Origin of the sequence: Nannocystis exedens, assembly GCF_002343915.1 — a bacterium.
Taxonomy (GTDB): Bacteria; Myxococcota_A; Polyangia; order Nannocystales; family Nannocystaceae; genus Nannocystis; species Nannocystis exedens.
In genome coordinates, this window is sequence record NZ_NETK01000001.1 from 4,885,292 (window position 1) to 4,907,352 (window position 22,061).

21 protein-coding genes are annotated in these 22,061 nt (G+C 70.7%); 5 read left to right on the forward strand and 16 right to left on the reverse strand.

The window, feature by feature from the left end; translation table 11 throughout:
• The first annotated feature begins 72 nt into the window (after positions 1-72).
• From NAEX_RS19245 to ybaK, 3 genes are read left to right on the forward strand one after another with little or no spacing between them, the layout of a single operon-like run.
• On the forward strand, positions 73-1,968 hold the full coding sequence (locus tag NAEX_RS19245) for a serine/threonine protein kinase (protein ID WP_096328948.1): 1,896 nt from the start codon (positions 73-75) through the stop codon (positions 1,966-1,968).
• Between the two features lie 44 nt (positions 1,969-2,012).
• The gene (locus tag NAEX_RS19250) at positions 2,013-3,512 is read left to right on the forward strand and encodes a PQQ-dependent sugar dehydrogenase (protein ID WP_096328949.1); all 1,500 of its coding nucleotides are present in this window, start codon (positions 2,013-2,015) and stop codon (positions 3,510-3,512) included.
• Between the two features lie 7 nt (positions 3,513-3,519).
• The gene (gene ybaK, locus NAEX_RS19255) at positions 3,520-3,993 is read left to right on the forward strand and encodes a Cys-tRNA(Pro) deacylase (protein ID WP_096328950.1); all 474 of its coding nucleotides are present in this window, start codon (positions 3,520-3,522) and stop codon (positions 3,991-3,993) included.
• A 64-nt stretch (positions 3,994-4,057) separates the two neighbouring features.
• Here the strand turns inward: ybaK and NAEX_RS19260 are convergent, their stop codons facing one another.
• The 3 genes from NAEX_RS19260 to NAEX_RS19270 all read right to left on the reverse strand — a co-directional run bounded on the left by NAEX_RS19260 (position 4,058) and on the right by NAEX_RS19270 (position 7,675).
• The gene (locus NAEX_RS19260; protein ID WP_096328951.1) at positions 4,058-5,638 is read right to left on the reverse strand and encodes a Rossmann-fold NAD(P)-binding domain-containing protein; all 1,581 of its coding nucleotides are present in this window, start codon (positions 5,636-5,638) and stop codon (positions 4,058-4,060) included.
• Between the two features lie 8 nt (positions 5,639-5,646).
• A complete protein-coding gene (locus tag NAEX_RS19265) occupies positions 5,647-7,185 on the reverse strand; it encodes a hypothetical protein (protein WP_143140468.1) in 1,539 nt (512 codons plus the stop codon).
• A 64-nt stretch (positions 7,186-7,249) separates the two neighbouring features.
• On the reverse strand, positions 7,250-7,675 hold the full coding sequence (locus NAEX_RS19270) for a ribonuclease III domain-containing protein (protein WP_096328953.1): 426 nt from the start codon (positions 7,673-7,675) through the stop codon (positions 7,250-7,252).
• A gap of 114 nt (positions 7,676-7,789) precedes the next feature.
• Here NAEX_RS19270 and NAEX_RS19275 point away from each other — a divergent pair, with 114 nt between their 5' ends.
• The gene (locus NAEX_RS19275; protein ID WP_170135834.1) at positions 7,790-9,046 is read left to right on the forward strand and encodes a spinster family MFS transporter; all 1,257 of its coding nucleotides are present in this window, start codon (positions 7,790-7,792) and stop codon (positions 9,044-9,046) included.
• A gap of 255 nt (positions 9,047-9,301) precedes the next feature.
• Here the strand turns inward: NAEX_RS19275 and NAEX_RS19280 are convergent, their stop codons facing one another.
• The 4 genes from NAEX_RS19280 to NAEX_RS19295 all read right to left on the reverse strand — a co-directional run bounded on the left by NAEX_RS19280 (position 9,302) and on the right by NAEX_RS19295 (position 15,017).
• Positions 9,302-10,609, reverse strand: a complete 1,308-nt coding sequence (locus NAEX_RS19280; protein WP_096328955.1) for a hypothetical protein — start codon at positions 10,607-10,609, stop codon at positions 9,302-9,304.
• Between the two features lie 16 nt (positions 10,610-10,625).
• Complete coding sequence (gene uvrC / locus NAEX_RS19285) at positions 10,626-13,013, reverse strand: excinuclease ABC subunit UvrC (protein ID WP_170135835.1); 2,388 nt, start codon at positions 13,011-13,013, stop codon at positions 10,626-10,628.
• A 302-nt stretch (positions 13,014-13,315) separates the two neighbouring features.
• Positions 13,316-14,404 (reverse strand): M50 family metallopeptidase, encoded by a 1,089-nt coding sequence (locus NAEX_RS19290; protein ID WP_096328957.1) that lies wholly within the window; start codon positions 14,402-14,404, stop codon positions 13,316-13,318.
• Positions 14,405-14,429: 25 nt separating this feature from the next.
• The gene (locus NAEX_RS19295; RefSeq protein WP_096328958.1) at positions 14,430-15,017 is read right to left on the reverse strand and encodes a glycosyltransferase; all 588 of its coding nucleotides are present in this window, start codon (positions 15,015-15,017) and stop codon (positions 14,430-14,432) included.
• 434 nt (positions 15,018-15,451) lie between these two features.
• Here NAEX_RS19295 and NAEX_RS53855 point away from each other — a divergent pair, with 434 nt between their 5' ends.
• Positions 15,452-16,057 carry a single-stranded DNA-binding protein gene (locus NAEX_RS53855; protein WP_096328959.1) on the forward strand — a complete coding sequence of 202 codons (606 nt, stop codon included), beginning with the start codon at positions 15,452-15,454 and terminating at the stop codon, positions 16,055-16,057.
• A gap of 303 nt (positions 16,058-16,360) precedes the next feature.
• Here the strand turns inward: NAEX_RS53855 and ttcA are convergent, their stop codons facing one another.
• The 9 genes from ttcA to NAEX_RS19340 all read right to left on the reverse strand — a co-directional run bounded on the left by ttcA (position 16,361) and on the right by NAEX_RS19340 (position 21,999).
• Positions 16,361-17,257, reverse strand: coding sequence for a tRNA 2-thiocytidine(32) synthetase TtcA (ttcA, locus tag NAEX_RS19305; RefSeq protein WP_245913758.1), 897 nt, complete (start codon positions 17,255-17,257; stop codon positions 16,361-16,363).
• Positions 17,254-17,679 carry a secondary thiamine-phosphate synthase enzyme YjbQ gene (locus NAEX_RS19310; protein ID WP_096328960.1) on the reverse strand — a complete coding sequence of 142 codons (426 nt, stop codon included), beginning with the start codon at positions 17,677-17,679 and terminating at the stop codon, positions 17,254-17,256. The genes ttcA and NAEX_RS19310 overlap by 4 nt, the downstream gene beginning before the upstream one ends.
• Entirely contained in the window at positions 17,676-17,936 is a 261-nt protein-coding gene (locus tag NAEX_RS19315) for a DUF1244 domain-containing protein (RefSeq protein WP_096328961.1), read from the reverse strand. The genes NAEX_RS19310 and NAEX_RS19315 overlap by 4 nt, the downstream gene beginning before the upstream one ends.
• A gap of 89 nt (positions 17,937-18,025) precedes the next feature.
• Positions 18,026-18,613: a hypothetical protein gene (locus tag NAEX_RS19320; RefSeq protein WP_096328962.1), complete on the reverse strand. Its 588-nt coding sequence runs from the start codon at positions 18,611-18,613 to the stop codon at positions 18,026-18,028.
• A gap of 119 nt (positions 18,614-18,732) precedes the next feature.
• The gene (locus NAEX_RS19325) at positions 18,733-19,416 is read right to left on the reverse strand and encodes a M14 family metallopeptidase (protein WP_170135836.1); all 684 of its coding nucleotides are present in this window, start codon (positions 19,414-19,416) and stop codon (positions 18,733-18,735) included.
• A 67-nt stretch (positions 19,417-19,483) separates the two neighbouring features.
• A complete protein-coding gene (locus NAEX_RS19330) occupies positions 19,484-20,065 on the reverse strand; it encodes a sterol desaturase family protein (protein WP_096328964.1) in 582 nt (193 codons plus the stop codon).
• Complete coding sequence (locus NAEX_RS50415) at positions 19,963-20,178, reverse strand: hypothetical protein (protein ID WP_170135837.1); 216 nt, start codon at positions 20,176-20,178, stop codon at positions 19,963-19,965. Before NAEX_RS50415 ends, NAEX_RS19330 begins: the two co-directional genes overlap by 103 nt.
• Positions 20,165-20,938 (reverse strand): FadR/GntR family transcriptional regulator, encoded by a 774-nt coding sequence (locus NAEX_RS19335; protein ID WP_170135838.1) that lies wholly within the window; start codon positions 20,936-20,938, stop codon positions 20,165-20,167. The genes NAEX_RS50415 and NAEX_RS19335 overlap by 14 nt, the downstream gene beginning before the upstream one ends.
• Positions 20,939-21,225: 287 nt before the next feature.
• Positions 21,226-21,999 carry an arginyltransferase gene (locus NAEX_RS19340; RefSeq protein ID WP_096333662.1) on the reverse strand — a complete coding sequence of 258 codons (774 nt, stop codon included), beginning with the start codon at positions 21,997-21,999 and terminating at the stop codon, positions 21,226-21,228.
• Between the last annotated feature and the right edge of the window lie 62 nt (positions 22,000-22,061).

Genomic DNA, 22,061 nt, shown 5'->3' on the forward strand with positions numbered 1-22,061 from the left:
AGGCTGCATTTATGTGCAGGCCGAAGCCGCGCAGGCGGGGTTTCGCCCGTGCCGTGATATACCTTGCCGACCATGAACGGTGCCGCCGCGCCAGCCCCATGCCCCTTCTGCCAGCAGTCGCACCCGGAAGACGTGTTCGTGTGCCCGACCGCGGGGAAGGTCCTGCCGCTCGAGGGGAGGCTTCTGGACGGCAAGTTCAGGTTCACCAAGCTGCTCGGGGCCGGCGGCATGGGGGCCGTGTGGCGGGCGCAGAACATCCGCGTGCGCAAGGCGGTCGCCATCAAGCTGATGCACCCCGAGTTCGCCGGCAACCCCGGCATCCTCGACCGCTTCAAGAACGAGGCCACCGCGGCCGGGCAGATCGGCAACCCGCACATCTGCGACATCTACGACTTCGGCCAGAGCGTCCTCGGCCCCTACATCGTGCTCGAGATGCTCAACGGGCGCTCGCTCGGTGAGCTGGTCCAACAGACAGGTCAAGTCGACCCCGGCCTCGCGGTGCTCATCATCCGCCAGGCGCTGATCGGCCTCGACGCCGCGCACGCGGTCGGCATCGTCCACCGCGACCTCAAGCCCGAGAACATCTTCCTCCACGAGCCCTCGCCCGGGCACCTGCTGGTCAAGCTGATGGACTTCGGCATCTCGAAGTTCTCGCAGGGCGGCACCGAGGGCGGCGGGCGCACCAGCGCCGGCGTGCTGATGGGCACGCCCGAATACATGTCGCCCGAGCAGACCGAGGGCGCGGCCGGGGTCGACCACCGCACCGACATCTGGGCGATGGGCGCGATCCTGTACAAGGCGCTGACCGGCGCCGACGCGTTCACCGGCGCGACGATGGCCGCGATCCTCGTCGCCGTCTCGACCAAGCAGCCGACGCCGATCGCCCAGCTCGCGCCGCACGTGCCGCCCGGCCTCATCGCCGTGGTCGAGCGCTGCCTCGCCAAGAACGCCGACGACCGCTTCGCCTCGTGCTCCGAGCTGTCGGCCGCGCTCGCGCCGTTCGAGCAGCTCGGCGCGCCGCTGCCGGCGATGGCCTCGCACACCCACGCGCCGCCGATGACCGCCGCGCCGATGACGGGCGCGCCGTCGTCCGTGCCGCCGCCGCAGGCCTCGACCGTGATCACCGGCGGCCCGCCGCCGACGTCGAACCCCGGCTTCACGCCTCCGGTCGCGACCGTGATCACCGGCGGTCCGCCGATCTCTCAACCGCCGACCTTTCAGCCGGCGAGCAACAAGCCGACCTGGTCCGGCGAGCTCGGCAGGGGCCCGGCCGCCGAGGAGTCGTGGTCGCTCGGCCGCGGCGAGGGGACCAGCACCCAGCCGCCGATGCCGACCCGCAGCGGCGGCGGCAAGGGCGTCCTCATCCTCGTCGTGTTGCTCGTCCTCGGCGGCGCCGGAGCGGGCGTGTTCTTCATGATGAAGCAGAAGGCGAGCGTGACGCCGCCGCCTCCGCCCGAGGTCGTCAGCGCCGGCACGGCGGGCTCCGAGACCAAGACGCCGCCGCCGCCCGACACCAAGGTCGACACGCCGCCGCCGCCCGACACCAAGGTCGACACGCCGCCCGACACCAAGGTCGACACGCCGCCCGACACCAAGGTCGACACGCCGCCCGACACGAAAGAAGACAAGGAAGACAAGAAGGACGACGGCAAGAAGCCGACGCCCAAGCCGAAGGAGCTGATCAGCGACGCCGACATCCCCGGCCTGCGTCTGCCCGGCAAGATGCTGTGGGAGAAGGCCAAGGAGCACTGCGACACCTCGACCGAGGCCGGCCTCAAGACCTGGCGTCTGCCGAAGAGCGGCGAGGTGCTCAAGTTCCGCAAGAACCCCAAGCTCGCCAATCGCAAGGTGTGGACCAGCGAGATGAGCGCGGGTCGAGTCAAGGTCGTCGACACCAACACGGGCGCGGTCGAGGAGGTCGCTCCCAACACGCCGAAGATCGACGTCACCTGCGTCGCGCTGAAGTGAGGCCGGCGCGCAGGCGCGCGTAGGCGTGTGTTAGGCTGCCCGCCATGTCTTGGCAGAACTTCGCCCGCCTCACCCTTCTCCCTTGCGTCACGCTGCTCGCGTGCGGTGGCGACGGCAACGCCACCGACTCCAACAGCTCGACCACCAGCGGTCCCAACACCACCGACAACACCACGGGGACCACCGACAGCCCGCCGACGGGCACCAGCACCGACGGCACCTCGACCACCGCCTCGGTCGACCCGACCACCGCCGGCCCGACCACCGACAACCCGCCGACGTCGACCACCACCGTCGACCCGACCACCGACGGCACCTCGACCACCACCGGCGAGCCCGCGTGCCCGTACACGCCGGTGCCCGGCCGTCCCGGCTTCGCGCTCGAGGTCGTCGCCACCGGCTTCGACCGCCCGCTCCAGGTGCGCGCCGATCCCAGCGACCCCGAGCGCCTGTTCGTGCTCGAGCAGGGCGGGCGGATCAAGATCCTCGAGCCCGGCCAGACCACCGCGCCGGACGAGAGCTTCCTCGACATCGACGTCAAGAACAAGGTGCCGAACCAGATCGGCCCCGAGCAGGGCCTGCTCGGCTTCGACTTCCACCCCAACTTCCCGAACGACCCGCGGATCTACGTCAACTACAACCCGGGCATGTGGCAGGGCCCCGGGCCGACGTACGTGTCCGAGTTCAAGCTCGACCCCAACGACCCCAACAAGGTCGACCCGGCGTCCGAGCGGCTCGTGATCGCCATCTCGCAGCCGGCCAGCAACCACAACGGCGGCATGATCGAGTTCGGGCCCGACGGCATGCTGTACATCGGCATGGGCGACGGCGGCGGCGCCGACGACCAGTTCGACACCGGCCGCGACAAGCAGTCGCTGCACGCCAAGATCTTGCGCATCGACGTCGAGCCCGACGGCACGCCCGACAGCAACGAGCCGTGCGGCCAGTGCGAGATGCTCGACGGCTTCGACTACACGGTCCCGGCCGACAACCCGTTCGTGAACGACCCCGAGTTCGCGCCGGAGGTCTACGCGTGGGGCTTCCGCAACCCGTGGCGCTTCACCTTCGACGAGGACGGCACGCTCTACGCGGCCGACGTCGGCCAGAACCAGTGGGAGGAGGTCAGCGTCGTCGCGGCCGGCGCCGACTACGGCTGGAGCCTGATGGAGGGCAACCACTGCTTCAACGGCGGCTGCGACGACGGCAAGGGCCCGAACGAGGTCAACGACCAGGGCCTCACCACCCCGATCGCCGAGTACAACCACGGCGAGGGCTGCTCGATCACCGGCGGCACCGTCTACCGCAGCTGCGAGGTGCCCGAGTGGAACGGCACCTATTTCTACGGCGACTACTGCTCGGGCGGCGTCTACGCCCTCAACTGGGACGGCACCAGCGTCGAGCTCCTCGGCATGGTCGCCGGCCAGGACGACCGGATCCTCGGCTCCGGCAGCAACGGCTTCGGTGACGTCCTGTTCACCGTGGTCCAGCTCGACGGCTTCAACGCCCCCGTCGACGGCAAGATCCTGCGGGTCGTCCCGCAGTGACGCGCACGTGAAGACCAACGCCGCCAGAATCCTCGACAACCTCGGCATCGCCTACGAGCTGCGGCCCTACCCGGTCGATGCCGAGCACCTCAAGGCGGCCGAGGTCGCAGCCCTGGTCGGCCTCCCCCCCGAGCAGGTGTTCAAAACACTGATCGCCCGCGGCGACCGTCATGGCGTGTGCCTGGCGGTCGTCCCGGGCGACGGCCACCTCGACCTCAAGGCGCTCGCGCGCGCCAGCGGCGACCGCCGGGTCGAGCTGGTCGCCCTGCGCGAGGTGACGCCGCTGACCGGCTACGTCCGCGGCGGCGTCACGGCTCTGGCCGGCAAGAAGGACTATCCGGTCTACCTCGACGAGACGGCGATTCTTTATGAACAGATCGCCGTGTCGGCCGGCACGCGCGGGCTGCAGATCGTGCTGCACCCCGACGACTACGTGCGCGCGACCCGGGCGACCCTCTGTCCGCTCGTACAGGTCGCTTAGGACATGGCGCAGAAGACATGCCCTCTCGGGCATACCCCTTCGGACATGCCCCATTTTAGCGGAATCAATCGTCGATCGCGCCGGCCTCGATCCACGCGCGCAGCTTGGCGACCAGCGGGTCGGGCAGCAGGGTCGGGGCGTTGAACGGCATGTGGCGGACGGTCGCGCCGTTGCCGTTCTGCGGCTCGCACTCGGCGACCAGGCGGTACAGCCAGCTCGCCTGAGGGTCGCCGGGGGTGACGAGCGGGTCGGGCGTGTCGGCGACGACCTCGTGGGCGAGCAGGCGGGCGCCGAGGCCTTCGGCGGTCTGCAGGTCGAGGCCGGCGGCCGGAGCCGACGAGTCGTGACAGGACGAGAAGGTGCAGCTCGGGGTGAAGATCGCGTCGCGCACGCTGGTCAGCGTCGTCGGGGTGTCGGGCACGGCCGTCGGCGGGCTGTCGACGCAGCTCTTGGTCGGCTCGAGGTCGACGTCGCCCGGGTCGGTCGGCGGCACGTAGAGCGGCCGGGCGATCTCCTCCGGCGTCGGCGGGCCCTGGGCCGGGTTCTTGAACACGGCATAGTTGGCGCACTCGGCCTCGTGCAGCACCACCTCGCCGTCGACGCCGACCAGCTGCGAGCCCTCGCTGACGCGCGACTCGATCATCACCCGCGCGTCGACCAGCCCGAGCATCATGCACATCTCCTGGTCGCCGATCCCGTAGCCGATGTCCTTGTTGAGCCAATTGTTGAAGCCGCAGGCGAAGCGCAGGCCGTCGGCGTCGGACAGGTCGACCGGCGGGTCGAACGCGGCCCCGTTGGCGCCGCCGTTGAAGCCGTCGAGCTCGAACAGGAACTCGCCGTCCCGCGGGCCGCCGAGGATCTGCAGGCCGAAGTACTCCCCGAGGTAGTGGTAGTGCGGGAGCACGTAGTAGAGCTTCATGTCGAACGGCTTGCCGGTCGACTTCTCGAAGGTCGCCTTGAACGAGCAGTTGCCGGTGAAGCGGCTGTGCTTGTTCGCGGGGATCGCCAGGTCGCGGTAGTCGAGGTGCATCGCCGCCAGCACGGCGCCGATGTCGCGCGGGTGGATGATGTCGAGCGCCATCCGCAGCTCGGACTCGAGGTCGGTGCTGCCGAGGTTGAGCAGGTGCACGCCGGCGATGATCTTGTGCCGCGGCGGGATCTTGATCACCGCGCCCGCCGGCAGCTGCATGACCTCCTGCCGCGACTGGGTCGACTGGGCGAACAGCACCGTGCCCTCGACCGCGGCGGTGATCTCGTTGTAGTCGCGCGAGGCGCAGTCCCAGAACCCGTCCTCGCCGGCGAACACCTCCTCCGGCACCGCGAACCAGTTGCTGTGGTGGAACCCGCCGTCGTTGACGAGCGTCACCGCGTTGACGTAGATCGCCTCGTCGTTGTGCAGCGTCCACTGCACGCACGGCTCGATCTCGAGGTACGGCGTCATCAAGTAGCTGCCGAAGCTGTGGACCACCGTCGCCGTCTCGGGCGCCGGCTCGCCGGTGGTCGACGTCGGGTCCGGCGGGCTGCCGGTGGTCGCGGTCGCGGGCTCGAAGGTGGCGCCGGTGCTGGCGGCGTCGCTGCCCGAAGAGCCAGGTTCAAGGCGACAGGCGCACGCGAGGGCGAGGACGACGAGCGAGCGGCGGTGCATGGCGGTACTCAATTATTCTCGGCGCCGGCGTTGATCCACGCGCGGATCAGCGCGACCGCGCCGTCGGTGAGCAGGGTGGGCGCGTTGTAGGGCATGTGACGGACGGTCTGGCCGTCGCTGTCGGTCGGGTCACAGCGCGAGACGATCCGGTACAGCCAGCTGCCCTCGGCGTCGCCGGGGGCGACGAGCGGGACGTCGACCCGGGCTGCGACCTTGTGGGCCAGCAGGCGCTCGTGGAGGCCCGGCGACTGCAGGTCGAGGCCGGCCGCGGGTTGCTTGGCGTCGTGGCACGACGAGAACACGCAGCCCGGTGCGAAGATGGCGCCGTAGATGCCCTCCAGGCTCGGCGCGCCCTTGGACGGCACGCTCGGGTCGGCGTCGACGCACTGCTTCAGCGGCTCGAGGTCGACGTCGCCCGGGTCGCCCGGCGGGACGTACAGCGGCGCGGCCTTCTCTTCTCCCGTGGGCTCGGTCTGGGCGCCGTTCTCGGGGAAGGCGATCACCTGGCACGGGCCCTCGTGCAGGAGCACGTCGCCCTCGACCCCGGTCGGCTTGGAGCCGGTGAGGACGCTGACGTCCATGATCGCCCGGCTGTCGGCGAGGCCGAGCATGACGCACATCTCCTGGTCGCCGATGCCCCAGCCGACCGAGACGTCGCGCCAGTTGTCGAAGCCGCACGAGAAGCGCAGGCCCTCGCTGCCGTTCAGCTCGAGCGGCGGGTCGAACGCCTTGCCGCCGGCGTCGGCGTTGAAGCCGGTCTTCTCGAACACGACCTCGCTGTCGCCGTCGGCGTCGAACCTCTCGAGGCGGAAGTGATCGCCGAGGTAATGGGTGTGCGGCAGGACGTGGTAGAGCTTGAGGTCGAACTCGCCGTCGACGGCGCCGACGTAGGGCCCGCGGAGCTTGCAGGTGCCGGTGAAGCGGCTGCGCCGCTGCGGCGGGATGTCGAGGTCGAAGTACGACAGGCGGAACGGAGCGACCAGGACCTCGACGTCGCGCGGGTGGATGATGTCGAGGGCCATGCGCAGCTCGGTCTCGATGGCGACGCTGGCGAGGTTGAGGAGGTGGACGCCGGCGATGATCTTGTGCCGCGGGGGGATCTTGATGACCACGCCCGGCGGGAGCTGCTGGACCTCGCTGCGCGACTGGGTCGACTGGGCGAACACCACGGTGCCCGAGAGCGCGGCGTCGAGCTCGCTGTAGCCGCGGTCGGAGCAGCGGAAGAACCCGTCCTCGCCCGGGAACTTGTCCTCCGGGACCGTCAGCCAGTTGCTGTGGTGAAAGCCGCCGTCGTTGACCAGCGTGACGGCGTTGACGTAGAGCGGCTGCTCGTTGTGCAGCGTCCACTGCACGCACGGCTCGGTCTCCTCGAAGGCGGCGAGCGACGTGAGCCCGAAGGTGTGGACCATCGTCGCGCGCGAGCCGTCGTCCGGCTCGCCGGTGCTCGCGCTGCCGGTGGTCTCGGTCGCGGTCGGGTTCTCGGATGTCCGACAGGACAGGCTCGCAGCGACGAGCCCCGCCGCGGCCGTCCGTACCAGCAGGTGCATGTACATGCCTCCAGGACCGGACCAGGCCGCCCCACGGCAAATTATCACCGCGCCTGCCGCCTCGCTACGAAGACCTGCGGGCGGCCGTCTGTGACGCCAATACCGCGTCGATCGCCGCCTCCAGGCGCGGGGCCACCAGCGCCTCGAAGCGGCCGCGCACCGCCGGGTCGCCGAAGCACCAGTAGGCCACCAGCGCCTCGAGGCCGGTCGCCGCGCGGTAAGCCCGCACGTCCCGCACGCCGCGGCCGGACGCCTTGAGGCTGACGTTGCGGCCGCGCCGCACGACCCCGGCCTCGGCCTCGTCGAGCTCCGGCTCGATGGCCGCGAGCAGCTCGGCCTGGGCCTCGGCGCAGACGATGCGGGCCTTCATGGCGTGGAGCCGGTCGGTCGGGTAGTCGCCTCGCCGCGCGAGCCGGAGCCGGACCTCCCGCTCGAACTCGGCGTCGCCGAGCCACGCGAGGGTGCGGATCGATCTCCCCTGCAGGTCCATGGGCGCGGCGCAGCATAGTCCAGCCACGCGCACGCCCGCGCGTGAGCCCTTGCACGTGCGAACCACGAGTCGGCGTCGGTGACGCTGCCGAGCAGCGCTATGCTCCGGCCGCCCATGGCCGAGCGCCCCCGCTTTTCCTCCCGGTATTTGGCGTACGCGCTGGCGGTCGTGTTCTTCGCCAACTTCCTCAACTACGCCGACCGCCAGGTGGTCAGCGCGCTCGAGGTCGAGATCAAGAGCGCCTTCGCCATGACCAAGGCGGAGTTCGGCATGCTGTGGTCGGCCTTCACGCTCGGCTACATGGTGTTCGCGCCGCTGATCGGCTACTGGGCCGGGCGCTACCGCCGGACCATGATCTTCGCCGCCTGCGTGTTCATCTGGTCGCTGGCGACGATCGGCTCGGGCCTGGCGACCGGCAAGACGGGGCTGTTCCTGTCGCGCTTTTTGATCGGCGTCGGCGAGGCCGGCTGCCTCGTCATCGGCCCGACGCTGGTCGCCGACTACTTCTCCGACCGCGTCCGCGGCCGCGCGCTGGCCCTGTTCTTCCTCGGCATGCCGCTCGGCGGCACGGCGGGCTACCTGATCGGCGGCCTCGTCACCCACTACTCCGGAAGCTGGCAGAACGCGTTCTACGTCGCCGGCGCGCCCGGGCTGCTGATCGCGGTCCTGATCGCGCTGCTGGCCGAGCCTTCGCGCGTCGGGCACTCTGGGACAGGTTCTCACGAACATGTCCATGGGGTCAGGTCGTACCTCGCCCTGCTGCGCAACAAGACGCTGATGCTGATCATCCTCGCGCAGGCGTTCGCGGTGATGATCCTGGTGCCGATCCTCCACTACAGCATCGAGTTCTTCCAAAAGGAGCGCGGCATGACGAAGGTCGAGGCGTCGCTGGCGCTCGGGGTGATCGGCCTGGTCGGCGGCCTCATCGGTTCGGGTTTGGCCGGCCTGCTCGGCGACCGCCTGGCGCGCCGCACCCGCGGCGCGTACGCCCTGCTCGCCGGCATCGCCTACGCGCTGGCGCTGCCGGCCTTCTTCATCGGCTTCTCGGCCGAGAGCCGGGCGATCTTCCTGCCCGCGCTCGGGGTCGGCGCGACCTGCCTGTTCCTCTGCATGCCGTCGGTCAACACCCAGATCGCCAACGTCGTGCCCGGCGCCCAGCGGGCGATGGCCTACGCGCTCGCGGTGTTCATCCTCCACTTCCTCGGCGACATGGCGGCCCCGCCGCTGTTCGGCCAGGTCGCCGAGGTCTACGGCTCGCAGCAGACGTTCCTCGTCACCTCGTCGACGCTGATCCTCGCGGCGACCTGCTGCTTCGTCGCGGTGCGCACGGCCGAGAAGGACATCAAGAAGTTCGTCGAGGGGCAGCCCTAGCGTGGCGCCGCGGCGGCCGAGCGCCGCGGCGGCGAAGGTTCGCTGCCCACAAGGACATGTCCTTATGTCCTTGTGGGCCGCAGGCCGGGCGCGACCGACTGACTTCCGTCCGGCGCCCGCGCGGGCCCTCGCAGTGTCCGTCCCTCAGCTATCTACTTTGCGCTCTGCTGCGCACCATCGATGCTAGCAACCGTGCGCGGCAGCGACAAGGCGCGGCGGCGCCTCGTGGGGCCTTTGCGACAGCCTCGTACGGCGTCAACCGTCGTAGCTCTCGTCGCCGATCGTGGCCTTGAGCGCACCGGTTGCGGCGTCGTACACCTCGACGGAGCTCATGCGGACCAGGAAGACGTGGTTCGCCGTGGCCTCGATGCCGCGCAGCCAGTCGACGGCGAAAATGCTGCGCAGCTTGTTGTCCCACAGGCGGTCGCCGGTCTTCGCGTCGAGGGCGGCGAGGTGCCAGTGTTCGGAGCCCTCGCCGTAGGTGGCGAAGTAGCGACCGCCGGCCAGGATGTCCTGTTCGTTGTCGCGCTCGCGCACCGAGGCGAGGTCGACCGCGGGCACCGGGCTCTTCCAGCGGACCTCGCGTGACGCGGGGTCGAAGCCGAAGGCCATCGGATAGGCGGTGCCCGGCGACTTCACGCCGCGCGCGACGCCCAGCGCACCGTCGAGGTGGACGCCCGAGACGTCGATGCCCTCGACCTTCGGCGCGCGGCGCAGCCGCTCGCTCGTCGACAGCGATGGGTCTCCGCCGCGCGGGCTCCACCCGCCCTGCGCGTCGCAAGCCCGCGGCAGCTTCTCCTCCTTGAGCGCCGGCCCGGCGGCGTCGACCAGGAACTGGCGCCGGTCGACCAGCGCGAGGTAGAGGCGCGGGCTCTCACCTGTCCCTTCGAGCAGGCAGAAGCGCTCGGCGCGGTCGGTCAGCGCGATGTCCTGCACCGACTTGCCCGTGGCCAGCTCGAACACCTTGAGCTTGCCGCGGAAGTCGGTGACGAAGAGGCGCTCGCCGACCACGCTGAAGTACGTCGAGCGATAGGCCTCGCCGTAGCTGCCGAACGGGCCGACGCGGTAGCGCTCCTTGCCGTCGTCGGCCGCGAACACGGCCACGTGGAGCTGGTCGTCGGGGCGCACGCGCAGGCGGCCGAGCACGTGCTCCTTGCCGTCGATGGTGACGATGACCGGCGGGCCGCCGACCTCGTCCCACATGAAGTCGGCCTCGTTGCGCATCGGGTCGGCCTTGACCGGCGGGCCGCCGATCGTCGGCGTCTGCGCCGGAGCGCCGGGCGTCGTCGGCACCAGCGCCTGAGAGATCGAGCTCGGGCCGGCGGGCGACATCACGAAATAACCGGCGACGACGCCGAGCACCACCGTCGTCGCCAAGCCGCTGAGCAGCGCGCCGACGACCTTGGGGGACGCGCCCGCGTTCGCGTGGTGCTGCGGCGGCACGGCCGTGGTCCGCGGCAGGTCGAAGTTCGCGCCGCAGTACTGGCAGCGCGCGCGTCGCTTGCTGTCGTCGGGCTGGAGCTTGGCGCCGCAGTTGGGGCAGTCGAAGCTGATCACGGCCATGGCGGCGACGACGGTACTACGACTCGCCGCGCGGGGGCGCACTCGCGTCGGTCCCGCCCTCGCGCAGGGCCTCGTGGATCCGCTGCGCCAGCGCTGCGCCCACGCCTTTCACCTCGGTCAGCCGCGCCGGAGCCGCGTTGCGGATCTCCGCCACCGTGCCGAAGTGCTGGATGAGCGCCTTCTTCAGCGCCGGGCCGACCCCGGGGATGTCGTCGAGCGCGCTGTGGAGGGCCCGCTTGCCGCGACGCTTGCGGTGGTGCGTGATCGCGAAGCGGTGGGCCTCGTCGCGGATCTGCGTCATCAAGTACAGCTCGGAGCTGCCGGGCCGCAGGCGGATCGCATCCTTCGCGCCGGGCACGAACACCCGCTCGGGCTTGACCTCCCACTCCTCGGGGTCGTCGTCGGGCGTGCGCACGACGTAGTCCTGGTAGCTCTGGCCCGGTCGCTGCGGCGCGTCGGGGTCGGGCTCCACCGGCGTCGGCGCGTCCTCGGCTGTGAGCGAGCCCGCGGCGTCGAGCGCGGCCGCGGCGTCGGCGTAGGTCTTGAAGGTGCGCAGCCGCTGCAGCGCCGCCTTGCCGCGCCCGAGGCCCTGGCGCCGCTCCTTGGCCAGCGAGACGACGTCGACCCCGCCCTCGCCGACCGGCACTCCGAGGTCGTGCAGCGCCGCGATGACCCGCCCGAGCTGACCCTTGCCGCCGTCGATCACCATCAGGTCGGGCAGCGCCCAGGTGTTCTCCTCGATCTCGTCGGCCGCCTCGATCGTCGGCTCGGCCTCGGCCTCGGCGGACTCATCTACCTCTTCGGACATGTCCTCGCCGACATTCGCGCGCTTGAGCCGGCGGCCGAGCACCTCGTACATGCTGCGGAAGTCGTCGTTCTGGCGGTCGCCCTGGGCCAGGCCGCCGAGGCCCTTGATCTTGAAGCTGCGGTAGCGCTTCTTGGCCGGGGCGCCGTCGACGAACACGACCATCGACGCGACCGTGTCCTGACCCTGGATGTGGCTGATGTCGTAGCACTCGATCACGCGCGGCAGGCGAGTGAGGCCGAGGCGCTGCTGCAGGGTGCGCAGCGCCTGCTCGCTGTCCTCGGCGCGGTTGCGGCGCGAGGTGAAGTTGGAGGCGGCGTTGCGCTGGGCCAGGAGCAGCAGCTTCTTGCGGTCGCCGCGCTCGGGCACGAGGAGCGCGACCTTGCGGCCGCTGTGCTCGCGCAGCCAGGCCTTGAGCGGCGCCTCGTCGTCGTCGAGCAGCTCGGAGGGCAGGAGGATCTCGTCGGGGATCGTCGGCGCGTCGTCGTAGTAGGCGACGAGGAAGCTGCCGAGGACGTCGGGGTCGGGCAGCTCCATGCCGCGGGCCGAGAAGGTGCGCGTGCCGAGCAGCTTGCCCTGGCGCACGTGCATGACCACGAACTCGACCTGGCCGCCCTCGCGGTACATGCCGATGACGTCCTGGTCGAGCGACGCCGAGCCGACCACCTGCTGGCGCTCGAGGCTGGTGCTGATCGCCGCGAGCTGGTCGCGCAGGCGCGCGGCGGTCTCGAACTCGAGCGCGCCGGCGGCGTCCTCCATCTGCGCGGTGAGGCCGGCCACCAGCTCCTTGTGCCGACCCTCGAGGAACAGGCCGACGCCCTTGACCTGCAGCGCGTAGGCGTCGGCGTCGACCGGGTAGACGCACGGCGCCGGGCAGCGGCCGATCTGGTGCTGCAGGCACGGGCGCTTGCGGTGCGTCAGCGTGTAGTCGGTGCAGGTGCGCAGCTTGAAGTAGCGGTTGACCACCCGCAGGGTGTGGCGGGCGCTCTGGGCCGAGTGGTACGGGCCGAAGTAGCGGGCCCCGTCCTGGCGCATGCGCCGGACCAGCTCGAGCCGCGGCCACTTCGCCTTGGGATCGAGGCGAAGGACCAGGAACTGCTTGTCGTCGCGCAGCTTGACGTTGAAGCGCGGCTTGTATTTTTTGATCAGGTTGTTCTCGAGCAGCAGCGCCTCCTTGTCGTTGGAGGTGACCACCGTCTCGATGTCGCCCAGCGTCTGCGCCAGGTAGGGCACGAACAGCCGCGGGTCGGTGCCGTTGAAGTACTGCCGCACGCGCGCGCGCAGCCGCTTCGCCTTGCCGACGTAGACGACGTCGCCCTTGCGGTCGCGCATGATGTAGACGCCCGGCAGGTCGGGCAGACGCTCGACGATCGCCGCCAAGTCCTCGGCCGTGCTCGCGCGCGGCTGCCACTCGGCGTCGGCCTGGAGCGCCGCCAGCGCCTCGGTCCGCGTCGAGCCGCCGAACCGCCCCGGCGCGTCGAGGTCGCCCGCGCCGCCGTCGGCGACCTCGAAGCTCTCGAGCACGTCCTCGGCCTCCGGCGTGTAGGCCTCGGACGAGGGCGGCTTCGGGGCGTCGTCCGGATATGTCTCCAAGGACATGCCCTTCTGGGCATGTCCCGAAGCACCTGACGGCGACTTCGCGGACGCGCTCGCAGGCGCCCGCGCCGAAGCGCGAGCGGACGACCGCTTCGGGACCTCGTCCCGAGCTGACGACGCCGGCCCGGTGGCGGCGGAGGGCGGCGGTGTCGGGGCATCGCCCGAGTCTGGCTCCTGAGCCATGGCCTCAGAGGCCTGTCCCGAAGGACCGGTCGCCGGAGGACCGGCGGAATGCGGCGGCGGGTCGGCGGGCGGTGCGGCGGGTTTGTGCGGGGGTCGTCCTTGACGCGCGGCCATGGGCCATCTCAGCCGAAGAGGTGCGAGAACAGGTCGTTGCGGATGGTGACCCAGAGGATGAGGCCGAGCAGGGCCAGCATGCCGATGCCGTGGACGGTCTCCTCGATGCGCGGGGTGACGCGGCGGCGGGTGACGGCCTCCCACAGCAGGAAGACGAAGCGGCCGCCGTCGAGGGCGGGCAGCGGGAGCAGGTTGAACAGGCCGAGCAAGGTGCTCATCTTGATGGCGATCTCGAGGAAGGCCTCGACGCCGCGCTCGGCCGACTTGGCGATCTCGCGGACGATGCCGACCGGGCCGCTCATCTTGCCCTCGATGCGGCCGGTGACCCACTTGCCGAGCGCGTCGAGCTGGAAGGCGCTGAACTTGATCGGGAACAGGACGGCGGTCTTGGCGGCGACGCCGACCGGGTGAGTCTCGCGCGTGACCTCGCCGGGCGACATCTGGATGCCGATCTTGCCCTCGGCGGTCAGCGGCAGGTCGAGCGCGACCTCCTGGCCCTCGCGGCGGACCACCATCGCCACCGTCTCGCCCTTGTGCGCGGCGGTGGTGGCGAGGATCTTGTCCTGCGTGCCGCGGCCGGTGACGTCTTCGCCGGCGATCTTGACCAGCTCGTCGCCGGGCAAAAGGCCCGCGGTCTGGGCCGCCGGCTCGACCACGTTGTCGACCCGCATCGACAGCGGGACCTCGTTGCCGACCATGGTCAGGGCGACGAAGCCGAGCACCATCGCGGTGAGGTAGTTGGCCAGCGGACCGCCGAGGATGGCCAGCATGCGGGCCCAGATCGGGCGATTGCGGTAGAGCGTGGGGTCGTTCGGGTCGTGCTCGGGGACCTCGCCGGGGCGCCCACCCTCGGCCACCGCGAGCGAGGGGGCGTCGTCGGCCTCCATGCCGACGATGTGCACGTAGGCGCCGAAGGGGATCGCGCTGATGACGAACTCGGTGCCGCGCCACACGCCGAGCCGCGCGACCACCGGACCGATGCCGAACACGCTGAAGCGGTCGACCTTCATGCCGGTGGCGACCGCGCAGATGTAGTGCCCGAACTCGTGAACGATGATTAAAAGCGAGAGCGCGACGATGGCGAGGAGGGTGGCCACCGCGGGACTATAGCAGCGGGCGAGCTCAGGTCCCGAGCGGGCGGTCGAGCTGACTCAAACCGACCCAACCCAGGCGCTGGCGCACGAACAGCGCGGCGCGTTCGGCGACGCCGCGGTCGGGCGCCGGGCTCCACGCCGCCCGCTGGCCGCGAGCGGCGAGCTCGTGTTCGACGGCCTGCTGGGCCGAAACGAGCCCGCCGGCGAGGTTGCCGAGCACCTGCGCGCCGAGCTTGGCCTCGACCGCGAGGATCTCCCCCGGCACGATCGCGGCTCGCTTGCCGCTCTCGAGCTGATTCAAACCCCAGGTCATGAGCTGGGGGTCGACGACGCGATCGACCAGCAACCAGCGGTCGCCGCGGGCCGCCCGCGCCGCCTCGATCACCGCCATGCCTTGACGCACGTCCTGCAGGGTCCGCAGCTCGGGGATCCGCGCGTGCAGGACGCTCAGCAGACTGAGCGTGTTGTCGACCGAGGTCTGGTCGACGGCCAGCAGCTCGAACGGCCGCGCCTTGGCCCCCCGACTCCGCACCACGTCGACGCACCGCCGCACCATCTGGGTCACGGCCGGTTCACGGTTCCGCAGCAAGAGGATGACGCTGAGCGACAATTGCATGGCGGCGTGCGTGGGGGAGTACTCCCTCACTATGCCCGGTAATAGTTCCGAACGCCGCTCATCGTCAACAAATCACCGATTGGCGGCCAGGAGGACGCGGAAGAATCGGGGATCGCGGCGTCCCCACTCGGGGGCGCAGCACGATCCTCAGTGAGCACCCGAGTCGCGACGATCTCGGAGGCGTCGACGGGTGAGCGAACATCGTGCGCAAAGTCAAGCGCTCCAGGTCGCTTCGCCGCAGGCCCGCGCCCCAGCACGCGCAGGGGTCGCCACGGCGACACGGCGGGCTCGACTTTTTTCGCGGCGCCTGCAAACAGGCAGCCGCACCGAGCGACCTCCCCGCGGGGGGCAGTTTCGCGTATATCATCCGCGCGCCGCTCGTGATTGCCCCTCACGGGCCTCGCGCGACCACAGAAAAGAACCAGAGCAATCTCATGGCTGGCGTCAACAAAGCCATCGTCCTCGGCCGCCTCGGCCGCGACCCGGAGCTCCGCTACATGCAGAACGGGCAGCCGGTCTGCAAGCTCAACGTCGCGACCTCGCGCAAGTACCAGAACAAGAACAACGAGATGGTCGAGGAGACCGAGTGGCACCGGATCACGGTGTGGGGCAAGCAGGCCGAGCACTGCAACAACTTCCTCACCAAGGGCCGCGAGGTCTACGTCGAAGGCCGCCTCCGCACCTCGTCGTACGAGAAAGAGGGCCAGAAGCACTACACGACCGAGATTGTGGCCGACACGGTCCAGTTCCTCGGCGGCCGCGGTGAAGGCGGCGGCGGCGGTGGTGGTGAGGGCGGCGGCGGCGGTTACGGTGGTGGCGGCGGCGGTGGTGGCCGCGGCGGCGGCGGCGGGAACTACGGCAACCGCGGCGGCGGCGGTGGCAATCGCGGCGGCGGCGGCGGCGGATTCAACCGCGGCGGCGGCGGCGGCGGCGGCGGCGGCGGCGGCGGCTTCGAGGACGACGGCGGCGGGCCGGGCAACGAGCCGTACGACAACAACTACATGCCGTCCGACCCGGGCGACGACGACATCCCGTTCTGAGCCGCGGCTGACGGCGGGCGCCTGGCACGAAGAGCATGTCTCGCGTGCCAGGACGCAAGGGACATGTCTACGAAGACCGCTGCGTCGCAAGCGTCGGGCCGGAAAGGTGTCCCGAAGGACACCTCGCTGCGCGGTCCCGCGCGGGAGCGGGCACGTGGGGCAAGTCCTCGTTCGGGACGGCGAATCAGGGCGCGTGCCCGCGCTCGCGGCGACGTGCAGCGGATGGCTCTGAGGACATGTCCCGAGAGTCATCGCGCCAGGCGGGCTCTGCCGAGCGGTCCGTCCCCCGAGGACAGACGCAGCTCAGGGCAGCACGGTGAGGCGGCGCGGGCCCGGCTTCGCGGGCTGGGGCAGGTCGGGCACGGCGACCTCGTCGGCCTCGCCGCGCGCGAGCAGGCGGGGGTCGAGCAGGTGCGACGGCGCGACGTTCTTGAGCGCGCTGAGCATCACCGAGCGGACATCGGGGTTGTCCTGCTCGAGCTGGGCGATGAGGGCGGACATCTTGTCGCGGCGGAGGTTGTCCTGCGAGCCGCACAGGTTGCACGGGAGGATCGGGTAGCCGGCCTCGCTCGCGTGCGCGGCGATGTCGGCCTCGGCGCACTCGATGAGCGGACGGATCACGCGGAACCGGCCGTCGTCGGTGGTGTAGCCGGCCGGCATCGCCTGCAGGCGGCCGGCGTAGAACAGGTTGAGCAGCAGCGTCTCGAGGCTGTCGTCGCGGTGGTGCCCGAGGGCGATCTTGTTGCAGCCGAGCCGCTCCGCCGCGGTGTAGAGGATCCCCCGCCGCAGCCGCGAGCACATCGAGCAGTACGCCTTGCCCGCGGGCGTGTGGGCCACCACCGGCGTGTACGTGTCCTCGCGCAAAATTTCGAACGGCGCCCCGAAGCGCTCGAGCCAGCGGCGCAGCGGCGCCCCGTCGTAGCCCGGCTGGACCTGGTCGAGGTGGACCGCCACCAGCTCGAAGCGGAACGGCGCGCGCGCCTTCGCCTCCCACAGCAGATCGAGCAGCGTGTAGCTGTCCTTGCCGCCGGAGATCGCGACCATCACGCGGTCACCGGCGCCGATCAGGTCGTAGGCGGCGATCGTCTTGACCATCGCGCGCGCGAGCAGGCGACGGCGTGAGGACCGGCCGCTCGGCGGCGGTTCGAGGGATTCGGGCGCCTGCGGAGCCGCGGCGATGTCGTCGGGCGAGTCGGTCACGAGCCGATGAGGGTGAGGGTGAGGCGGCGGCGGTGGCCGGCGTGGCGGTGCTCCCACAGGTAGATGCCCTGCCAGGTGCCGAGCGCGCAGCGACCGGCCTGCACGGGGATCGACAGCGACGTCTGGGTCAGCGCGCTGCGGACGTGGGCGGGCATGTCGTCGGGGCCCTCGGCGTCGTGGCGGAACAGCGGGTCGCCGTCGGGCGCGAGGCGGTGGAACAGGCGCTCGAGGTCGCGGTGGACCTCGGGGTCGGCGTTCTCGGTGATCAGCAGCGAGGCGCTGGTGTGGTGGACGAACACGGTGACGAGGCCGTGGCGCAGCTTGCTGTCGCGGACGAACGCCTGCACCTCGGCGGTGACGTCGACGAGGCCGCGGCCGCGCGTGGCGACCTCGAGCTCGCGGGACTCGAGTGACAGCGTCATTTCTGGTGCTTCGCCTTCCACTCGCTGTACGGCATGCCGTAGACGATCTCGCGCGCCTCGTCCTGCGTCAACGGGATGCTCCGCTCGGCGGCGGCCTCCTGGTACCAGCGCGACAGGCAGTTGCGGCAGAAGCCGGCCAGGTTCATCAGGTCGATGTTCTGCACGTCGGTCCGCTCGCGCAAGTGCGCCATCAAGCTGCGGAACGCGGCCGCCTCGAGTTGCTCGGTCTGCTCCGGGGTCAGGCGCTCGCTCGTCATGACATGTCCTCTCGTACAGGGTATATTGTGCATGTCCTGGGGGCCATGTCCTTGGAGACATGGCGCACCGGCCAGGACCGCGCGAAGGCTCAGAAGAAGATGCCGTTGACGAGGGTCAGCGGCTCGTGGCGCAGGGTCCGCCAGGTGAAGTCGAGCAATACGCGGTCGAAGTTGTCGCGCGGGTAGGCGGCGAACACGGCGGCGACCGGGGCCTTCGGCAGGCCGAAGCGGAGCAACCCGCGGGTGTGCTCGATCTGGACCGCGCGGCGGAACGCGTCGGCCTGCGGCGACAGGTTCGGCACCGGCAGCAAACGATGGTTGTAGATCAGGCACTCGTCGACCACGTCCTGCGCGGCGCTGAGCTCGTAGCCGGCCATCTCGCGGGCGAACAGGCTGCGGCTGCGCTCGAGGTAGGTGCGCCCGGTGTCGCCGCGGCTGACGATCCCGAGGTCGTGGCACATGGCGATCGCGTACGCGAGGTCGCGCGCGAGCGGGGTGCCCTCGCGCGCGAGCAGCATCTCGGTGAACAGGAACAGCCGCCGGCAGTGGTTGCGGAAGCCGTCGCCGTCGTAGGGGCTGGTGGCCTCGAAGACCTCGTCCGCATGGGCGGCGAGCGGGCTCGTCGGCAACGAGGGGGCGGCCGGGGCGGTGAGGGTCTCGGTGGCGGACTCGAGCACTGGCCAAAATCTACCGCAGACCCGCGCGAGGCACGACAAAACCGGCGTGAGGCTCCCCCGCGCAAGGCCCGTGGCAGCGGCGCGGACGCCTGCGGCAGAACGCGCGCCGAGCGGCCGTTTCAGGCCATCGGACGCACACCGAGGTCGTCGAGCAGCAGCTCGACCACGAGGCGCTGCAGCTCGATCCGCCGCGCCTCCGGCAGGCCCATCCACGTCTCGACGCAGATCCCCACGCAGCCGGTCGCGTCGACGATGACCTCGGTGGACGAGGTCGCGACCGGGTAGTACTGCGGGGCCCAGCGCTCGTCGTCGCCGGCGATCCGCTCGTTGAGGCGGTCGATCGTGCGGCCGATGATCGCCGGCATCGGCTCGACGCCGTACACCAGCGTCTGACCGAACGACGGCCGCACGTCGGGGTGGTAGCGCTTGTGGCTCTCGTGGAGCGTGGCCATCAGCGCCGGGCGCTCGGCCAGCACGAGGTCCATGAACCGGCGCGCGAGCCGGCGCTCGCGCTCGGGCGCGTCGGCGTCGCCGGGGAAGCAGCGGTTGAGGTCGAGGCCGCCGGGGGCGCAGCGCTGGCGGGCGCGATAGGCCGGAGGGTTCATGATCGGGACGACGATCAGGCGCCCGCGGGTCGGACGGATCTGCTCCTCGAGCAGCTCCTGCAGCGCGTGGACGCCGGCGACCTCGTCGCCGTGGATGCCGGCCTGGATCAGCGCGACCGGACCCGGCTCGGCGGCGTCGAAGACGTGGATCGGCAGCGTGGGCGAGAACCAGTGGACCCCGGGCGACAGGCGCGACACGCCGAGAGGGTGCCTCGAGCGCGCGCCCGAGGGCAAGAGGCCGCGGCTGTCCCGAAGGACATGTCGCTCACGGCGGGCCGGGCAAGTCGGTCGGCGCCTCGACCCCGAGCGTGCGGCAGGTCGGCGAGTTGGGGACGCCGGTGTGGTCGGGCATGGTGCCGAGGATCCGGTCGCCGAGGTGGGTGGTGACGCCCTGCCAGTAGTGCTCGTTCTTGAAGTGGTGCAGGCGGTGGTAGCGCCAGATCCGGCGGTAGAACTCGCCTCTGGGCTTGTAGCCGGTGTGCGTGAGGTAGTGCGTCCACTCGTAGAGGAAAGCCATCGTCACGCTGCCGACCACGCCGCTGAGGGCGACCTGCGGCGTGGGCGCGAGCAGGAACCACACCGCGGAGAACATCGCCAGGCCGAGCCAGCCGGCGCGCCGGGGGATGAACACCAGCTCGAGCCGCCACGGGTCGCGGTGATGGGCGCGGTGAAATTTGGCGATCTGCAGGTCGAACTTGCGGCCGAACACCGTGGTCGGCTTGAAGTGGAGGATGTAGACGTGGATCAGCCACTCGACGAATGGCTGGGCCGCCAGGAGGATCGGGACGACGAGGAGGCCCAGCCGAAGTCGCCGACCGCGAGGCGCGTGGCGACCAGCAGCGGCCACACCACCGCGAAGATCCGCGGGCTGTGAAAGGTGAAGAAGGCGCGCGCGGCCTGGCCGAGCGTGGGGCTCTTGCCGTCGCGGCCGCCCAGGGGTTCGTGCTCATTGCTCGTCATCGTCGTCCTCCTCTCCGTCTGCCGCTCGATCTTCGTCCGGGTGCTCGAGCGCGGCGAGCAGCTGCAAGATGCCGCGCGAGCCGTGCTGCATCAGCGCCTGGGCGCTCTGGCCGGCGCCCTCGCCGTCCTTGCGGCGCACGGCGTCGGCGATCCGGCGATAGGCCGCGAGGTCGCGCAGCTCCTCGCTCATCACCTCGACCAGCGCCTCGCGCATGCCCTCGTAGGTGTGACGCAGGCCGTTGAAGGCGAGCTGGTAGGCGATGTTGTCGCTGCAGAGCGTGAGCAGGTCCCAGAACTGCAGCGCTAGCACCTGCAGCGCCAGCAAGTCGTGCTCCTGCGCCGCCATCGCGGCGACGACCTCGTCGAGCTGCAGCACCTGGCCGGGGCTGCGGCGCAAGGCGGCCAGCCGGGCGATGTCCGGGGCCATCGCGGCCCGCATCTCCATCACGCTGCGGGCGACGCGGAGGTCGACGGTGCCGTCGTGGTGAAAGAGGAGGCGATTGAGGAGGTCGAGGCTGGCGGTCTGCTTGAAATCGAGCACCCGCGTGCCGCCGCCGTGCTGGATGGAAATCAGCCCGGCCTGCGACAGCCGCTTGAGCGCCTCACGCACCGCCCCGCGGTTGACCCGCAGGACGTCGCACAGGGCGCGCTCGCTCGGCAGCGGCGTGCCCGGGCGCATCCGGCCGTGCACGATCTCCTGAGAAAGCTGCTCGAACACAGCGTCGGACAGGGACTTTCGGGCGACTGGCTTGAGGCGCATGGACGAGCCTGATGCGCTCAGCATGTCATGTCCAGATTCGATGGTCAACTGGTCATACCAGTTTAAATGGGCACGATCTCGTGGCCGGCCTGCGGTTGGGCGGAACCGGCCGAGCGAGCCGGCCGCGAACGGCAAGGGTTGCGCCGTCGGCCGCCGAGCGACCAGCAGCCCGCGCGCACCCGCGGCGATCGCGATCCGGGGACCGTCAGCGGAACGAGGGCGGGTCCGCTCGGCGAAGGGCAGCGCACAGGGTCGAGGCGGGCGCGCCGCCTCGCCTGTCCGATGCGTCATGTCTCTTCGGACACGGGGGGCTCGACGGCCGCGCCGGCGCGGTCGAAGCGGCGCCAGCGGCCGGCGATCCGGCGCTCGTGGGGCAGGTAGCGGGCCTTGTAGGCCATCGACGGGCACTCGCGGATGTACAGGCCGAGGTAGAGGTAGCGGAGACCCCAGGCGCGGCACAGCTCGAGCTGCTTCATGATCGAGAACACGCCGGGGGACAGCGGCTCGAAGTCGGGGTCGAAGTAGAAGTAGACGGCGGACAGGGCGTCTTCGGCGCGGTCGACGACGGCGACGCCGATCAGGCGGCCGTCGACGCGGTAGCGGATCTCGAACGACTCGCAGCAGGTGTCGACGAGGAAGGCGCGGTAGCCGACCTCGTCGATGTCGTGGCCGTCGGCGTTGAGGTCGCGCTCGGCCTTGTGGCGGTTGTAGAGCGCGACCTTCTCGGGGGTGAGCTCGGGCGGACCGATCTCGACGTCGATGCGCCCGAGGCCGCGACGGTACACGCGGCGCTGGGTCTTGTCGGCCACGAAGCGCTCGACGTCGATGCGGATGGGCTCGCAGGCCTGGCAGGTCGGGCACGAGGTGCGGTAGAGCAGCACGCCCTGGCGGCGGTCGCCGACCCGCAGGCGCTCGGCGAACTCTTGCGGGGTGAGCATCCGCGTCGGTACGCGGAGCGGCATTCGAGCGTCGCGCCCCTGGAGATAGGGGCAGACGGTCGCCTCGTCGTATACCAGCAGCTCGGGCGGGTCGGCCGCGAGCAAGCGGGGGCGCCAGCGCATCATCGGTCAGTATACGGGTCCTCGCCGCCGCGAGGCGCGCCATCGTGTTGTACCGGGCGCCG

What these genes read in the sequence shown, in the direction of transcription:
- NAEX_RS19245 (WP_096328948.1), top strand. Translation starts at nt 73, where the DNA reads ATGAACGGTGCCGCCGCGCCAGCCCCATGCCCCTTCTGCCAGCAGTCG.
- NAEX_RS19310 (WP_096328960.1), bottom strand. Translation starts at nt 17,679, where the DNA reads ATGACGCTGTCACTCGAGTCCCGCGAGCTCGAGGTCGCCACGCGCGGC.
- NAEX_RS50415 (WP_170135837.1), bottom strand. Translation starts at nt 20,178, where the DNA reads ATGACGAGCAATGAGCACGAACCCCTGGGCGGCCGCGACGGCAAGAGC.
- NAEX_RS19280 (WP_096328955.1), bottom strand. Translation starts at nt 10,609, where the DNA reads ATGGCCGTGATCAGCTTCGACTGCCCCAACTGCGGCGCCAAGCTCCAG.
- NAEX_RS19270 (WP_096328953.1), bottom strand. Translation starts at nt 7,675, where the DNA reads ATGGACCTGCAGGGGAGATCGATCCGCACCCTCGCGTGGCTCGGCGAC.
- NAEX_RS19260 (WP_096328951.1), bottom strand. Translation starts at nt 5,638, where the DNA reads ATGCACCGCCGCTCGCTCGTCGTCCTCGCCCTCGCGTGCGCCTGTCGC.
- NAEX_RS19335 (WP_170135838.1), bottom strand. Translation starts at nt 20,938, where the DNA reads ATGCGCCTCAAGCCAGTCGCCCGAAAGTCCCTGTCCGACGCTGTGTTC.
- NAEX_RS19340 (WP_096333662.1), bottom strand. Translation starts at nt 21,999, where the DNA reads ATGCGCTGGCGCCCCCGCTTGCTCGCGGCCGACCCGCCCGAGCTGCTG.
- NAEX_RS53855 (WP_096328959.1), top strand. Translation starts at nt 15,452, where the DNA reads ATGGCTGGCGTCAACAAAGCCATCGTCCTCGGCCGCCTCGGCCGCGAC.
- uvrC (WP_170135835.1), bottom strand. Translation starts at nt 13,013, where the DNA reads ATGTCCTTGGAGACATATCCGGACGACGCCCCGAAGCCGCCCTCGTCC.
- NAEX_RS19295 (WP_096328958.1), bottom strand. Translation starts at nt 15,017, where the DNA reads ATGCAATTGTCGCTCAGCGTCATCCTCTTGCTGCGGAACCGTGAACCG.
- NAEX_RS19275 (WP_170135834.1), top strand. Translation starts at nt 7,790, where the DNA reads ATGGCCGAGCGCCCCCGCTTTTCCTCCCGGTATTTGGCGTACGCGCTG.
- NAEX_RS19315 (WP_096328961.1), bottom strand. Translation starts at nt 17,936, where the DNA reads ATGACGAGCGAGCGCCTGACCCCGGAGCAGACCGAGCAACTCGAGGCG.
- NAEX_RS19265 (WP_143140468.1), bottom strand. Translation starts at nt 7,185, where the DNA reads ATGCACCTGCTGGTACGGACGGCCGCGGCGGGGCTCGTCGCTGCGAGC.
- NAEX_RS19250 (WP_096328949.1), top strand. Translation starts at nt 2,013, where the DNA reads ATGTCTTGGCAGAACTTCGCCCGCCTCACCCTTCTCCCTTGCGTCACG.